General features: G+C 50.6%; 15 protein-coding genes. 13 read left to right on the top strand and 2 right to left on the bottom strand.

What is annotated here, in order from left to right:
- Positions 1 to 2 precede the first annotated feature (2 nt).
- Positions 3 to 203 (bottom strand): alpha/beta-type small acid-soluble spore protein, encoded by a 201-nt coding sequence (locus GS3922_RS11750; RefSeq protein WP_020959067.1) that lies wholly within the window; start codon positions 201 to 203, stop codon positions 3 to 5.
- A gap of 177 nt (positions 204 to 380) precedes the next feature.
- On the opposite strand from GS3922_RS11750, the gene GS3922_RS11745 reads away from it, so the two are divergent.
- From GS3922_RS11745 to GS3922_RS17645, 11 genes are all read left to right on the top strand, one after another.
- Complete coding sequence (locus GS3922_RS11745; protein ID WP_063166518.1) at positions 381 to 1397, top strand: LacI family DNA-binding transcriptional regulator; 1017 nt, start codon at positions 381 to 383, stop codon at positions 1395 to 1397.
- A 181-nt stretch (positions 1398 to 1578) separates the two neighbouring features.
- Positions 1579 to 3675, top strand: a complete 2097-nt coding sequence (locus GS3922_RS11740; RefSeq protein ID WP_063166517.1) for an amylo-alpha-1,6-glucosidase — start codon at positions 1579 to 1581, stop codon at positions 3673 to 3675.
- A 61-nt stretch (positions 3676 to 3736) separates the two neighbouring features.
- Positions 3737 to 5005, top strand: a complete 1269-nt coding sequence (locus GS3922_RS11735) for an ABC transporter substrate-binding protein (protein WP_063166516.1) — start codon at positions 3737 to 3739, stop codon at positions 5003 to 5005.
- A gap of 125 nt (positions 5006 to 5130) precedes the next feature.
- Complete coding sequence (locus tag GS3922_RS11730; RefSeq protein ID WP_063166515.1) at positions 5131 to 6030, top strand: carbohydrate ABC transporter permease; 900 nt, start codon at positions 5131 to 5133, stop codon at positions 6028 to 6030.
- Positions 6031 to 6045: 15 nt separating this feature from the next.
- Positions 6046 to 6873: a carbohydrate ABC transporter permease gene (locus GS3922_RS11725; protein ID WP_063166514.1), complete on the top strand. Its 828-nt coding sequence runs from the start codon at positions 6046 to 6048 to the stop codon at positions 6871 to 6873.
- Positions 6874 to 7045: 172 nt separating this feature from the next.
- The gene (locus GS3922_RS11720; protein WP_063166513.1) at positions 7046 to 8314 is read left to right on the top strand and encodes an MFS transporter; all 1269 of its coding nucleotides are present in this window, start codon (positions 7046 to 7048) and stop codon (positions 8312 to 8314) included.
- Positions 8286 to 9422: a zinc-dependent alcohol dehydrogenase gene (locus GS3922_RS11715; RefSeq protein WP_063166512.1), complete on the top strand. Its 1137-nt coding sequence runs from the start codon at positions 8286 to 8288 to the stop codon at positions 9420 to 9422. The genes GS3922_RS11720 and GS3922_RS11715 overlap by 29 nt, the downstream gene beginning before the upstream one ends.
- Positions 9423 to 9482: 60 nt before the next feature.
- Positions 9483 to 9638 carry a hypothetical protein gene (locus GS3922_RS17910; RefSeq protein ID WP_168157890.1) on the top strand — a complete coding sequence of 52 codons (156 nt, stop codon included), beginning with the start codon at positions 9483 to 9485 and terminating at the stop codon, positions 9636 to 9638.
- Positions 9635 to 9802 (top strand): hypothetical protein, encoded by a 168-nt coding sequence (locus tag GS3922_RS17650; protein WP_011230441.1) that lies wholly within the window; start codon positions 9635 to 9637, stop codon positions 9800 to 9802. Before GS3922_RS17910 ends, GS3922_RS17650 begins: the two co-directional genes overlap by 4 nt.
- Positions 9795 to 9947, top strand: coding sequence for a hypothetical protein (locus tag GS3922_RS17905; RefSeq protein WP_168157889.1), 153 nt, complete (start codon positions 9795 to 9797; stop codon positions 9945 to 9947). The genes GS3922_RS17650 and GS3922_RS17905 overlap by 8 nt, the downstream gene beginning before the upstream one ends.
- On the top strand, positions 9944 to 10084 hold the full coding sequence (locus tag GS3922_RS17645; protein ID WP_156485825.1) for a hypothetical protein: 141 nt from the start codon (positions 9944 to 9946) through the stop codon (positions 10082 to 10084). The genes GS3922_RS17905 and GS3922_RS17645 overlap by 4 nt, the downstream gene beginning before the upstream one ends.
- Positions 10085 to 10306: 222 nt before the next feature.
- On the opposite strand, the gene GS3922_RS11710 is transcribed toward GS3922_RS17645, so the two are convergent.
- The gene (locus tag GS3922_RS11710; RefSeq protein ID WP_063167399.1) at positions 10307 to 12079 is read right to left on the bottom strand and encodes a B12-binding domain-containing radical SAM protein; all 1773 of its coding nucleotides are present in this window, start codon (positions 12077 to 12079) and stop codon (positions 10307 to 10309) included.
- 197 nt (positions 12080 to 12276) lie between these two features.
- Here GS3922_RS11710 and GS3922_RS11705 point away from each other — a divergent pair, with 197 nt between their 5' ends.
- Entirely contained in the window at positions 12277 to 14493 is a 2217-nt protein-coding gene (locus GS3922_RS11705; protein WP_063166511.1) for a PAS domain-containing sensor histidine kinase, read from the top strand.
- The gene (locus GS3922_RS11700; protein WP_063166510.1) at positions 14483 to 14974 is read left to right on the top strand and encodes a methylated-DNA--[protein]-cysteine S-methyltransferase; all 492 of its coding nucleotides are present in this window, start codon (positions 14483 to 14485) and stop codon (positions 14972 to 14974) included. Before GS3922_RS11705 ends, GS3922_RS11700 begins: the two co-directional genes overlap by 11 nt.
- The last annotated feature ends 9 nt before the right edge of the window (positions 14975 to 14983 follow it).

Below are 14983 nucleotides of genomic sequence, written 5' to 3'. Positions count from 1 at the left end.
CTTTATTCTGTTCTCCGTCCTGCCAGCTCGCTTTGCGCTTGGGCGACGAGCCGTTTCGTAATTTCCCCGCCGACGGAGCCGTTGGCGCGCGAAACAGTGCCAGCCCCGAGCTGCACGCCAAACTCTTGGGCGATTTCGTATTTAATTTGTTCCAATGCTTGTTCAATGCCTGGAACAAGCAGTTTGTTGCTTCCACGTGCCATTCTTTTTGCCTCCTTCGTCATGTTTCGATATGGCATCATTAGTATAAGCAAACTGTTGGTGAGGTATAGGTGGGAATTAAAGGGAGAGTTTATCACAAAAAAAAGATTGCAAACGTTTTCGATTCGTGGTTATAATGAAATTAACAACAGGATCCGAAACGTTTTGGAGGAAGAGCAGTGACAACGATTAAAGATATCGCCAAAGCAGCAGGGGTTTCCATTACTACCGTTTCACGTGCATTAAACGGCTATTCCGATGTCAATGAAAATACGAGGCAAAAGATCATTGATATCGCTAAGCAATTAAACTACAGTCCGAATACGCTCGCGCGCGGGCTTGTCATGAACAAATCGAAAACGATCGGATTGCTCGTTTCCGGACTGACAAGGGACAGCGCCAAAGACAATTTTACGTTTGAAGTGCTAGCCGGTGTTAACGAATATGTAAGTGAGGTCGATTACGATATGGTGCTGTTCAGTACGACATCGACAAAACAGCGGGAAAAAACGTACACCCAATTGTGCCGCGAGCGCCGTGTCGATGGAGCGATTTTGCAAGGAATTCGCACCGACGACCCATACTTGCACGAGGTTGTGGAGAGTAATATCCCGTGCGTTTTAATCGATATTCCCATCGAGTCGAAGACGGTCGGCTATGTAACGACGGATAATGTGCTTGGGGCGAAAAAAGCGGTGCGCCATTTAATTGAACTTGGGCATAAACGAATTGCCATGATTAACGGCTACGAATACGCTTTTGTGAGCGAACAGCGGTTGAAAGGATTTAAGGAGGCGCTGCTTGAAGCTGGGTTGCCGGTACGGGAATATTGGATTGCGAACGGGGCGTTTCGTGAAGAAATTGCCGAACAAGAAGCGTTGCGATTGCTTCAGTACTATCCAGAAATAACGGCGTTCTTTTGCGCCAGCGATTTAATGGCATTAGGTGTGATTAAAGCGGCAAAACGGCTTGGAAAGCAGGTGCCAGATGACGTTGCGGTCATCGGTTATGACGACATTATTTTAGCTTCATATTCCGCGCCCTCGCTGTCAACAATCGCCCAAGATAAGTTCGCTATGGGATATGAAGCCGCCAAGCTGCTCATCGCTATGCTGGAAGGAAAGGCAGATTCGCATGTAAAAATTTTGCAAACAGAGTTAAAGGTTCGGGAATCGACAGTCAAAGGAGTCAAGTAACCGATGGGTTATTGGTGAAAGAAGAGGGGAATATATTTTTTGCGAAAAACTGAAAACGTTTCGGGTTAAAAAGGAAGCATACCCATTGATAAAAGCGATCTCATGGCAAATTTCTTTTTATTTAATTCCGAAACGTTTTGGGCTTGGTATAAAGCAGAAAACATCAACAGGGGGAAGCAACATGGATTACCGTGTGATCAAGGAAAATGATTTATTTTTATTAACAGACCGTGAGGGAAATATTCCAGAACACCATCCGTACGGACTTGGTTTATACATGAAAGACACCCGTTTTTTAAGCAAATGGGATTTGCGCATTAACAGGGAAAAACCGATTTTGCTGTCTTCTGATGCTGCGGAAAACTATGTTGCCACGATTTTGCTGACGAACCCGCATATGGAGAAAAGCGGGGAAGTGGTGTTATGGCGCGAATCGGTTGAAATTGAGCGGAAGCGCTTCATATATGAGGACGTTCTCTATGAAACGATAAAACTAAAAAACTATCACCCAAAGCCGGTACAGTTTGAAGTCAGTGTACATATCGATGCTGATTTTGCCGACATGTTTATCGTGCGGGGATTTCAGACCGGAGAAGTAGGAAAGCGGACTGGGCAGACGATGGGGCATCGTTCGTTAACGTTTGGCTATGTGGGGGCGGATGGAATCAAGCGGGCGACACGAGTCGCCTGGGATCGGCCGGAAAAAGCGGTGTTTGAACACGGAGAAATCTCTTTTCATTTTGCTCTCCAACATGCAGAAGAGCAAACCGTCACATTTGCGATTGCGCCGCATATAGGCCAAGAGGAAGGGAAACAATTCGTTCCGTTAGAGGAAGCATTTTACCGCCTAAAAGAATCATACTGCCGCTGGGAGGAAAAGACAGCGAAAGTCACAACGGACGATCATCGCCTGGAGCGTCTCGTTCGCCGCGGAATCGTCGATTTGCGGGTGCTGCTGACAGACTTAGGGTATGGGCCATTTCCTGTTGCCGGGCTGCCATGGTTTGGCGTGCCGTTTGGCCGTGATAGCCTGATCGCCGCACTGCAGCTGTTGCCGTTCAACCATGAGGTCGCCAAAGGGACGTTGCTGACGATGGCTCACTATCAAGGGAAAAAGGAAGATCCATGGCGGGATGAGCAGCCGGGAAAAATCATGCATGAAATTCGTTTTGGCGAGCTGGCCAACACGAATCAAATTCCGTTTACCCCTTACTATGGAACGATTGATGCCACTCCACTGTTTTTAGTGTTGCTGGCTGAGTACGTAAAATGGACGGGAGATTTTGATCTTGTCGTCCAACTGCGCGAACATATTGATGCGGCGCTCGTTTGGATCGATCAGTACGGCGACCGCGACGGGGATTTGTTTGTTGAGTACCATCAGCAATCGAGCAAAGGAATCGCTAACCAAGGGTGGAAAGATTCCGGGGACTCGATTGTTCACCGGAACGGTGAATACGCCCGCTCTCCAATCGCTCTTGTCGAAGTGCAAGGGTATGTATACCAAGCGAAAACGGCGCTTGCTGATATTTTCGAGCATCTTGGCGAACCGGAGCGGGCTAAGGAGTTGCGCCATCAGGCGAAAGCGTTGAAAGAGCGGTTCGACGAGCAATTTTGGATGGAAGATGTGAAATTTTACGCCATTGCTCTAGACGAAAAGAAGGTGCAAGTTGGCACGGTGACGTCAAACCCCGGACATGTGTTGTTGTCAGGAATGTTGAATAAAGAGCGGGCCGAGGCGGTTGTTCGGATGCTTTTATCTGCGAAGATGTTCTCCGGCTATGGGATTCGGACAATGGGAGAGGGTGAAGCTGGATACAATCCGATCAGTTACCATAACGGAAGCGTATGGCCGCATGACAACAGCTTGACTTTGCTTGGCCTCAGCAAGTTAGGCAAGCAGCGCGAGGCGAAGACGGTGATTCAAGGGCTGATCGAGGCGGCGAACTACTTTGAGTACGACCGGCTGCCGGAACTGTTTTGCGGATACAGCCGCTCGGTCGGAAACCCGGTTCCTTACCCTGTCGCCTGCTCGCCGCAGGCATGGGCGGCAGGAACGCCGCTTGCGTTTATTCAAGCTTTACTAGGATTGTTCCCAAATGCGCTCGAAAAGAACATTTATTTATCGCCGATGCTACTTGATTCAATGAATATGTTACGGGTGGAAAACATCTCGATCGGCGGCGGGCGGTTGTCGCTGACCATCATGCGTGAGCATGAGAACTTCAACGTCCAAATCGATGAAAATACGACAGGCTGGGATGTTGTGATTCGTTAAAAACAGGGGAAGGACTCCCTTCCTCTATAATATAAAACCATTTTTTAAGGGGGTTGTTTACATGGGCAAAACAAAATGGATAGCGGCACTAGGCATTACGACGATGCTGTTTGGGAGTGTATTGGCCGGTTGCGGCGGCGGTGAGAAAAGTGAGCAGGCAAACGGAGGAAGCAAGCAAGGCGAGAAAGTGGAAGTCACGTTAGCCGGCTGGGGGGGCAACCCAAGCGAGCAAAAGTTGCTGCAACAAACGCTTGATGACTTTGAGAAAAAACATCCGAATATTAAAGTTAAATATGAGGTAATCGCCGATCAGTATATGGATGTCATTAAAACCCGTTTAGCGGGGGGACAAGGGCCGGACGTGTTTTATCTCGATGCGTTTGAAGCCCCGGCTCTGATTGAAACAGGAGCGCTCGAGCCGCTCGACAAATATGTGACCGATGAGTTTGATGTAAACGATTTTGAAAAGCCGATGCTCGATGCATTTAGGGGGGAAGACGGGAAAATTTATGGTTTCCCAAAAGATTATTCGACGTTAGCTTTGTTTTACAATAAAAAAATGTTTGAAGAGGCAGGCGTCGAAGTGCCGAAAACGTGGGATGAACTGAGAGAGGCAGCGAAAAAGCTGACGAAAGGGAAAGATGTATATGGGTTTGGCGTTGCTCCAGAATTGGCCCGTCTATACTATATCGCCGAGTCAAAAGGCGGCAAAGTCGTCACGGACAACAAAGCAAGTTTTGCTGATTCAAAGGTGGTCGACGCACTCCAGCCGATCGTTGATATGCACTTGAAAGATAAAACGGCGGCTCAGCCGAACGAAGTCGGGGCAACATGGGGTGGCGAGATGTTCGGCCAAGGCAAGGCTGCTATGGTCATTGAAGGCAACTGGGCGATTCCGTTTTTGCAAGATACATTCCCGAATTTAGAATTCGGAACGGCCGAAATCCCAACGATCAACGGCAAAAAGGCAACGATGGCGTATACGGTAGCCTATGTGATGAATAAAGATTCACAAAAGAAAGAAGCAGCTTGGGAACTCATCTCGTATTTGACCGGGAAAGAAGGCATGAAAACGTGGACAAGCAAGGGCTACGCTTTGCCGACACGCAAATCGGTCGCTGCTGAACTTGGATTTGATAAAGATCCGTTGCGGGCTCCATTAGTAGCCGGAGCGCCGTACGCTACCGTATGGCAAAACGGAACGAACTTGCCGATTATTGTCAACAACTTCAATAACCAGTTTGTCAGTGCTTTCTTAGGGGAGCGCCCGCTTGCTGACGCGTTGAAAGAAGCAGAAAAAACGGCGAACAGCGAAATCGAAAGCAGATAAATAAAAACAGGCCTCCGGCAGAAAAAAGCCTCTGCCGGAGAGCTGTTCCTTTCTTTCTAACAGCGGCTTCGCGGCCGCGTTAGAAAGAGGGGAATAGCGATTTGACCGCAAGGGGATGAAAAAGGATGAAGCAGACATTGACGAAAAAAATGTGGCGGGAAACAGGATCGGCTTATTTATTCTTATCTCCGGCTTTATTTGTGCTTCTTTTATTCATTATCGGTCCGATCGTGTTCGCAGTTTTTTTGGCATTTCATAAAGTGCAATTGTTAGGGACGACATCGTTCGAGTTTGTTGGACTCGATAACTTCGCCCGCATAGCTGACGATACCCGAGCGAAAATCGCGCTCTGGAACACGTTAAAATATGTAGCGATTGTCGTTCCGTGCCAAACGATTTTAGCCCTTGTGTTAGCTGCTACCTTAAACGCCGGGCTGAAAGGGGAAAAATTTTTCCGCATCGTTTACTTTTTGCCAACTTTGACTTCTTCGGCAGTATTGACACTCATTTTCATGTGGATGTACAACCAAAACGGGTTAATTAACCATGTGCTTGAAGCGGTTGGACTGCCAACGTACAACTGGCTCGGCGACCCGGACGTCGCTTTGAATGCGATCATGATCATGAACATTTGGTCAACGGCTCCGTACTTTATGGTCATTTATTTGGCAGCATTGCAAGATATTCCTGATTCCTTGTACGAAGCAGCGGAATTAGACGGAGCTAATGCCTGGCAAAAGTTTTGGCACGTCACTGTCCCGTATTTGCGTCCGGTCACATCGTTTGTAGTAGTCATGGGGCTGATCGGCACTTTCCAATTGTTTGATCAATCGTACATTTTCTCAGCCGGTTCTGGCGGACCGAACAACTCTACGTTAACCGTTGTACTTCTCATTTACCAATATGCGTTCAAAACGTTAGGAACGATGGGGTACGCTGCTGCGTTGGCGTTTGCGTTAGCCATCATGATTTTAATCGCGACATTGCTCCAGCGAAAGCTATCGAAAGAGGAGTCCCTTTATTAAGGAGTGGAGGACGAAATGAAAAGAAAAATAGGGATCGGGAAAGCGTTATTGTATGTTGTGCTTGTCGTGTATGCGATCATTACGCTGATTCCATTTTTATGGGCGCTGTCTTCCTCGTTTAAGACCCTTGAGGAAATTGTCAGCGGGACAATGTCGTTTATTCCAAAACAGTTCACATTTGATAATTACAAGCAAATTTTTGTTGAGCAGGAGCTGTTTCCACGTTGGTTGTTAAACAGTGTCATCATTGCCGCGGCAGTGACCGTGCTCAACTTATTGTTTAACTCCATGGCCGGCTATGCGTTAGCGCGGCTGCAGTTTCCCGGGAGAAAGCCGTTGTTTTTGATCATTTTGGCCGTCTTAATGATTCCAGCGCAAGTGACGATGATCCCGAACTATTTGATTTTAAAACAGCTCGGCTGGCTAAACTCGTATCAAGGAATGATCGTGCCGACGATGATTAATGCTACGTTTATTTTTATGATGAGGCAGTTTTTTATCAATTTTCCAAGAGAGTTGGAAGAGGCTGCAGAGCTTGACGGCCTTGGCCGGCTCGGGATCTTTTTCCGGATCGTCCTGCCGCTCGCCCGCCCGGCGCTGGCGGCTCAGGCCATTTTCGTCTTCATGGGTTCGTGGAACGATTTCATGCGCCCACTCATTATTTTGTCAGATCCGCAATTGTTTACCTTGCCGCTGGGCCTGAACAGCTTCAAAGGACAATATATCAGCTATTGGAACTACATCATGGCCGCTTCAATGGTGTTTACCTTGCCGGTGTTGGTCATTTATACGTTTTTCAATCGCTATTTCATTAAAGGAATTTCGTTTACGGGCGGGAAATAAAGGTGATTTGTTTCTGTCTGCGCGTTGAGAACGGAAGAAGGGGCTGTGATAAGGCTGTTTGCCAAGGTCTTTCCGACCTTGGCGAACAGCCTTTTTTCATGCGGCATAGGCGTTGAAAAAACGAGCATCATATAGGTGAAATACCCACTCTGCGAGGAAAGGAATCGGAGCCATGGAATGGACGATGCGGCTGCCGAGTCAGGAGGGAAGGCGGGTGGGGCGGGGGTGGACGGCGGCCGCGCTCGCCTCGATTCCGTTAGTGATGACGCTTGGCAATTCCATGCTCATCCCGGTGCTGCCGGTGATGGAGCGCCAGCTCGGCATTACGCCGCTGCAGTCAAGCTTGCTGATTACGATGTATTCCGTTGTGGCGATTTTGTTCATTCCACTCGCCGGATATGCAAGCGACCGCATTGGAAGAAAGAACGTGATCATTCCGAGCTTGTTGTTGGCTGCGGCTGGCGGAGGGATGGCCGGATGGGCGGCTTGGCGGATGGATGACCCATACGGGTGGATCATTGCCGGGCGCATGCTGCAAGGACTTGGAGCGGCCGGGGCCTTCCCGATCGTGCTGCCTCTTGTCGGCGATTTGTTTCCGGATGAGGAGGAGGCGAGCCGCTGTTTAGGGACGATTGAAACGGCGAACACCTTCGGCAAAGTGCTAAGTCCGATTCTCGGGGCGATGCTGGCTGGCATCGTTTGGTTTTTGCCGTTTTTTTCATTTCCTGTCTTTTGCCTGCTATCGGCAGCAATGATGGTTTGGTCTATCCAGGCGCCGGCGCGTCGGGAGCGGCCGTTGCCGTTTCGGGACTTCGCGGCGGCGGTGAAGGTGATTTTCCGGCGTGAAGGGCGCTGGCTTGCTGCTGTTTTTGCGATTGGCGGTCTGCTCATGCTTGTGTTGTTTGCCTTTTTATTTTTTCTTTCGAGCCGCCTTGAAGAGGTTTATCACATCGACGGGGTGAGGAAAGGATGGGTGCTCGCCATCCCGCTCGGGGCGCTCTGTTTTGCCTCGTTTGTCGCCGGGAGGCTGATTGGCGGCCGGAAGGAGCGAATGAAATGGGGGGCGGTCGCGGGTTGCATTTTGTCCGCCGCTGCGTTGCTCCTCGTTCCCGTTGATTCGTCCCTTTTCTTTTGGCTGGCGCTGTTTTCCGCCGCCGGCATCGGCATCGGCGCCGCCCTTCCGTGTTTGGACGCCTTGATTACAGAGGGGATTGAGAAAAAGGAACGCGGGACGGTGACATCGGTTTACAGCTCGCTTCGCTTTATCGGGGTGGCCGTCGGTCCGCCGTTGGCGGCGTGGCTCATGAGCAGCGGTGTCGCCCCGCTCCTTTTCTTGCTTAGTGCGCTGGCGCTCGTCGGCGGAGGGCTTGCCTTTTGGCTCATACATCCAGAAATGGACGGAGGGAAAGAAAATGAAAGCGGTGACATATCAAGGCATTAAAGATGTCGCGGTGAAACAAATGCCAGATCCGAAAATTTTGAAGGATGATGATATTATTGTAAAAATCACAAGCACCGCCATTTGCGGCTCTGATCTTCATCTCGTGCACGGCATGGTCCCGAACATGCCGGAAGATTTTATTATCGGCCATGAGCCGATGGGCATCGTCGAGGAAGTCGGGCCGGCGGTGACGAAAGTCAAAAAAGGCGACCGTGTCGTCGTGCCGTTTACGATTGCCTGTGGACAATGCTGGTATTGCCAGCACGGGCTTGAGAGTCAATGTGACGCGTCAAACCCAAACGGCGAGTCGGGGGCGTATTTCGGCTATTCCGAAACGTTTGGCGGCTACCCGGGCGGGCAAGCTGAATATTTGCGCGTGCCGTTTGCCAACTTCACCCCGTTTGTCGTCCCCGACGATTGTGAATTGGAAGATGAAAAATTATTGTTTTTGTCCGACGTTATTCCGACCGCGTTTTGGGGCGTCGACGAAGCGGGAGTGAAAGACGGCGACACAGTCGTCGTGCTCGGCTGCGGGCCGGTCGGGCTGTTGGCGCAAAAGTTCGCTTGGCTGAAAGGAGCGAAGCGCGTCATCGCTGTTGATTACATCGATTACCGGCTTGAGCACGCGAAAAAGACGAATAAAGTAGAGACGATCAACTTTACCGAATACGAAAACACCGGTGAATACATGAAGGAGCTGACCGGCGGCGGGGCGGATGTAGTCATCGATTGCGTCGGCCTAGACGGAAAAATGACCCCGCTTGAGCTCATCGGCTCGGCGCTGAAGCTGCAAGGGGGCGCGATGGGGGCGATCGTCATCGCCTCGCAGGCGGTGCGCAAAGGCGGAACGATTCAGCTCGTCGGAGTGTATGGCTCCCGCTACAACCAGTTTCCGCTTGGCGATTTATTTTCACGCAACGTTACGCTGAAAATGGGGCAGGCGCCGGTCATTCATTACATTCCGATGCTGTATGAGTGGATTGTCGAAGGAAAGTTTGACCCGACCGATATTATTACGCATCGCCTTCCACTCGATGAGGCACAATATGCGTATGAAATTTTCGATGAAAAGAAAGACGGCTGCATCAAAGTCGTGCTGAAGCCGTAATGGTGCATAAAGCGTGCCTGGCCGAGGCACGATAAGAAAAAATGTGGAAGGAGGATCGATGTGACTGACATCGCATTCCCGGTTGCCCGTCTTCATGACGGGACGCTTCGCCAGCTGCAGCAGTTGGAGCAGCGGCTGCGCGAAGAGACGGGGGAAGAAATTGTGCTTGTCGCTTATCAACGGAAAACGACAGATGAAGGGGAGACGAAACGATGATGAAACGAAAAGTGAAATTCGATGCAGCGAAAAACAACAATAAAACGCCGACCGAGAGCCTGCCGGATACGGAATTTGCTGCGCAATACGCCGGCGAAGAAGACATGATTCGCGGCGCGAACCGCAATTCGAAAAAAGGACGCCAAGGAGGCGGAGATGGATAACGATCAGAAGGAGCGGCCTGTCCAACGAAATGAAGAAATGGCGTTTGAATGGGGCGATTTTGCCGCTCATCAACCCATTTGGCTGATGGAAGAGCAAAAACGGGCGAAGGGAAAGGAAACAAAAAAGGAAGACCCACCGCGGTGAGGGGGACTGTCTGCCAGCCGCTTTCACAGCGGGCAAGCGAAAAAATAAGGGCGCCGGAAGCGGCGTTCTTTTTTTGTGCCATGAATGGGCAGCTCCCGTTTGCGAATGAATGGAATGTGGCGAAACAGCGGCGGTGATGAGACACGGCTTCATCGATTCAGGGAAACTAGCCAACCGTTGATCGTCCCGAATCGGGAACATCCGCATGTGCTGACGGAAGTAGTCGGTAAGCGGGTGCTCAATGGAAAAGAAAAGCACTGACAACACTCCGGACGTAAGGAAACGAAGGGTTGTCAGCGCCTGTTCACCGGCCTCCGTTTTCATGGAGAAGCGGCCGGCCATGACAAAAAGCTTCCGGTCTAAGCCGACGCCGAAGAAACCGACAACGCTGAAAGCGGCGCGGAAAACAGCGTCGCACCGGCACCGGACGGGTCGAAGTAGGCGACGATGACGGTTGGCGTAAACGAAAGCTGTTTTTTGGACGTGTAGCAGCCGACATCCACCGGCACGATTTCAACGACCGTATGTTTAAACAGCTCTTTTTCCCCGAGCCCAAGGGCGGCAAAATCCGCTCCGAGCGCCTCAGGGCGCTCAAGCAGCGCCCGGTAGACGGCCGCGCGCGTCGCTTTCTCCGTCTTTTCGTCCCACCACGGCTTGCGCGGCTTATATTTTTGGTTGCGCAAGTAGTCGTATTTCATGAGCGATTCGGCGATCGGCAAAGCGTCTGGCGCAGATGTGCGCAAAAACTCATGGAGACGGCGGAACAAGTCTTCTAACTGGTGGCCGATGCGTGCCCAGCCGCGTTCATCCCAATATGTGCCAAACTGTTGGAAAAAGTCAAACGGCGATGGGAAGACGTCAGTGACTAAATATTCAATTGTTTCATCCATCCGATGGGCGTTCCAATATTTCTCGAGCACATCTTCCACTTGCTTGATGCGAATAACGTCCTCAAAGGAAAGAACGTTGTTGCTCAGTATCTCGTACGGCGCATGATCCATATATACATAGCCGTATTCATGGGCGCGCAGGCGCAGCCCGGTGCCGCGCAGCAATTTCAAAAACCCAAGCTGCAGCTCTTCGGGACGAAGGGCGAATACGTCATTGAACGTCTTCCGGAACGAGTCGTAATCCTCTTCCGGCAGCCCAGCGATCAAATCTAAGTGCTGGGCAATTTTCCCGCCTTCTTTAATCATCGTCACCGTCCGCGACAACTTGGCGAAGTTTTGCTTGCGCATGATCAGGCGGTTCACCTCATCGTTCGTTGATTGAACGCCGATTTCAAAGCGGAACAGCCCAGGCGGCGCTTCGTTGTTTAAAAACTCGATCACCTCAGGGCGCATGATGTCTGCGGTAATTTCAAACTGAAACACCGTCCCCGGCACATGCTCGTCAATTAAAAAGCGAAACATGTCCATCGCGTAGCTGCGGCTGATGTTGAACGTCCGGTCGACGAACTTGATCGTCCGCGCCCCGTGCTGCATCAAGTAGCGCAAGTCGTCTTTGATTTTTTCGCGGTCAAAATAGCGGACGCCAACCTCAATGGACGACAGGCAAAACTGGCAGCTGAACGGGCAGCCGCGGCTCGTCTCGACATAAACGATCCGGTTTGGAAGATGGGGAATGTCTTCTGGAAAGCGAAATGGTGACGGCATGTCAGCCAAGCGGATTTTATTCCGCTGTGGGTTGATGACGATGCGGTCCCCGTCACGAAACGCCAATCCGGCGATGCTGCTTACGTCCCCGCTGCCGTTTAGAGCGAACAGCAGTTGCTTAAACGTTTCTTCCCCTTCGCCGATCACGATAAAATCAAATTCCGGCACTCGTTCCATCCACTCGCGTACGTCGTATGATACTTCCGGTCCGCCGACGACGATCGTCACGTCCGGCGCCGCTTTTTTTAACATTTTTACGACTTTGATCGTTTCTTCAATGTTCCAAATGTAGCAGCTAAAGCCGACGACATCAGGCCGGCGCTGGTACAAGTCGGTGACGATGTTCATGGCCGGATCTTTGATCGTATATTCAACGAGCTTGACGTCAAACTCCGGCTGGGCGTATGCTTTCAAATAGCGAACAGCTAAGTTCATATGGATGTATTTCGCGTTTAAGGTCGTGCAGATAATGTTCATTGAAATGAAAACCCCTTTTAACATTCGTACTAACCCTTCATTATAGCGCAGTTTCACCAAATGAAAAAGAAGAAAAACTTGTCGAACGTTGCGGAAAAGATTTTTGAAAAATCTTCGTAAATGAAGGAAGGAGTAAATTTTTCCACATAGAATATATATTTAGTTAATATGGTTTGAATAGACAAGGAGAGATTCATATGGCCCAAAGCCTTTCTCCCCGTGAAGGACAAAATGCGACGTCGGACGTGCGGCTGCTTGAAGAGGAAAACCGGCGCCTAAAGGAGCGGTTGAACAGCTATTCGATCATTTTCGAGCGGTCGCTCGACGCAATTGTCATTTTAAATAAAAACGGCGAATTTGTCGATGTGAACGAAGCAGCGTGCAAGCTGTTTGAAATGGATAAGTTTTCCTTGATCGGCCGTTCCTTCTCTTCATTTTTAGAGCTCGTGCCGCCGGATATTTTGCTGTTTCAGCAGTCGATGCTGCAAAAGTTCGGTTCGTTCAGCGATGAACTGCTCATCAAACTGCCGGACGGCAAGGTGAAGCATGTTGAATTTTCGATGAAAAAGGATGTGTTTAACAAATTTGATTTGGTGATGATGCGCGACGTTTCGGCCCATAAGGCGCTCGAACGCGAGCGAATCATCCACGAATTTTTGTTTAAAGACGTCTTTAACCGCGCGGTCGACGGGATCGTCATTTTTGATGAGTTCGGGCGGTTTATCGATGTGAATCCAGCGTTTTCGATGAGTCTGAACTTGGAAAAAGGAAAGCTGCTGAATTTGTCGTTTCAGCAGTTTGTCGCCCGCGAATGCGCCGATGAGTTCGCCCGTCTGTTGTCGGAAGTAAAGGAAAAAGGGACGGCCAAAGGCGAGCTATCGCTTGTCCGCCTCGACGGAACGGTGAAAATGTTCGAGCTGACGGCGACGTCGAACGTGTACAGCGGCTTTTATATGGCCATTATGCGCGATGTGACCGAACGGAAAAACATGGAGATTAAATTGCAAAAAAGCGAAGAACGATTCCGGGCCATTTTTGAGCAGGCGCATGAAGCGATTCTCATTTGGGACGACTTTGGCTACATATTGAACGCCAACCCAGCGGCGAGCCGGACGTTTGAGCTGCCGTTGAACTTGCTTGTGCGCCGCAATTTGCTTGATTTTGTGCAATATGGGGACGAAAAGGTGAAACGCATTTTCAGCGAGTTCCGCCGCAAAGGGGAAATTCGCGATGAATTGACGTTCCATATGCCGAACGGTGAGGATAAGCAGCTCGAGTTTACGATGAAAAAAGGGGCGATCGACGGCTATCATTTGACGATTTTCCGCAATGTGAGCGAGCGAAGGAAAATCGAACGTGAGCTGCGCGAAAGCGAGCAAAAGTTTCGCAGCATTTTCGACCATGCGATGGACGGCATTTTGCTGTGGGATGAGAAGCATCGCATCATCGACGCGAATCCGATCGCCTGCGACTTTTTCGCTGCCGCAAAAGAAACGCTGCTCGGTCAAACGGTGATGGAGCTTGTTCCAGAGCGGGCGCGCCGCCAGCTGAATAAGCTCCTCCAGCAATGCCAGCGCGCCGGCGAGGCGAACGGTGAAGTTGAGTTTTCTGATGAGGGAAAGGGGAAAATCGTTGAGTTTTCCTTGAAAAAAGAAGTCATTCCTGGCGTAGGGATGATGAGGTTTCGCGACGTTACGGAGCGCAAAGAAATGGAGTTGCAGCTGCGCAAATCGGATACGCTCAATGTCGTCGGCGAGCTGGCTGCGGGCATCGCCCATGAAATTCGCAACCCGATGACGGCATTAAAAGGCTTTATCCAGCTGCTGCAAGGAAGCATTGACGGCGACTATTCGATGTATTTTAATGTCATTATGTCGGAGTTGAAGCGGATTGAGTCGATCATCACCGAGTTTCTTGTCCTGGCCAAACCGCAGGCCGTGCAATACAAGCAAAATGATATTTGCAAAATTATGCAAGATACGATCGATTTGATCAGCGCCCAGGCGATGATGCATAACGTGCAAATCATTGCCGATTTCGACCGCGGGCTGCCGCCGGTGTATTGTGAGCCGAATCAGCTGAAGCAAGTGTTCATTAACATTTTGAAAAACGCCATCGAAGTGATGCCAAAAGGCGGGGACATTACGGTGCGCATCGCCCGTGACGGCTGCCATGTGCGCATCTCGATCACCGACCAGGGGTGCGGCATTCCGAAGGATAAAATTAAAAAGCTCGGCGAGCCGTTTTATACGACAAAAGAGCGCGGCACCGGGCTCGGCTTGATGGTCAGCTATAAAATTATCGAAGAACATCAAGGGAAAATTGACGTGGAAAGCGAGGTCGGCGTCGGCACGACGTTTCATATTACGCTGCCGATCGAACGAACGGAAAGAGAGGACAACGATGACGATTGATTATGCAGTATACCGTTCAGAGCTGCTCGGCGATATTTACATCGCTTCTGACGGCGATGCGATTGTGAAAGTCGAACTGTTTTCGAAAGAATGGCGCGCGTTTGCGAGCGGGCATCCGGTTGTAGAAAAACGGTCGCCGCTTTTGGAACGCGCGCTTGCGCAGTTGGATGAATATTTTCATGGCCGCCGCCAAGCGTTCGCTTTGCCGCTTCGGTGGCAAGGCACGGCTTTTCAACAAGACGTGTGGAAGGCGCTGTGCCGCATTCCGTACGGCGAAACGGCGACCTACGCCGATATTGCCGCGCAAATCGGCCGTCCGAAAGCGGTGCGCGCCGTCGGACAGGCGAACCGGGCGAATAAACTGGCCATTGTCGTTCCGTGCCATCGCGTGATCGGCAAAAACGGCGCCTTGACCGGCTATGCCGGAAGCCGCACCGATGTGAAGGAGAAACTGTTGGCGCTCGAGCGGCGCCACAAATAGACGGAATGG

The sequence above is a fragment of the Geobacillus subterraneus genome (genome assembly GCF_001618685.1).
Classification (GTDB): Bacteria; Bacillota; Bacilli; order Bacillales; family Anoxybacillaceae; genus Geobacillus; species Geobacillus subterraneus.
The sequence above is the reverse complement of the archived record's forward strand: the minus strand, read 5'-3'. Positions and strand labels throughout refer to the sequence as shown.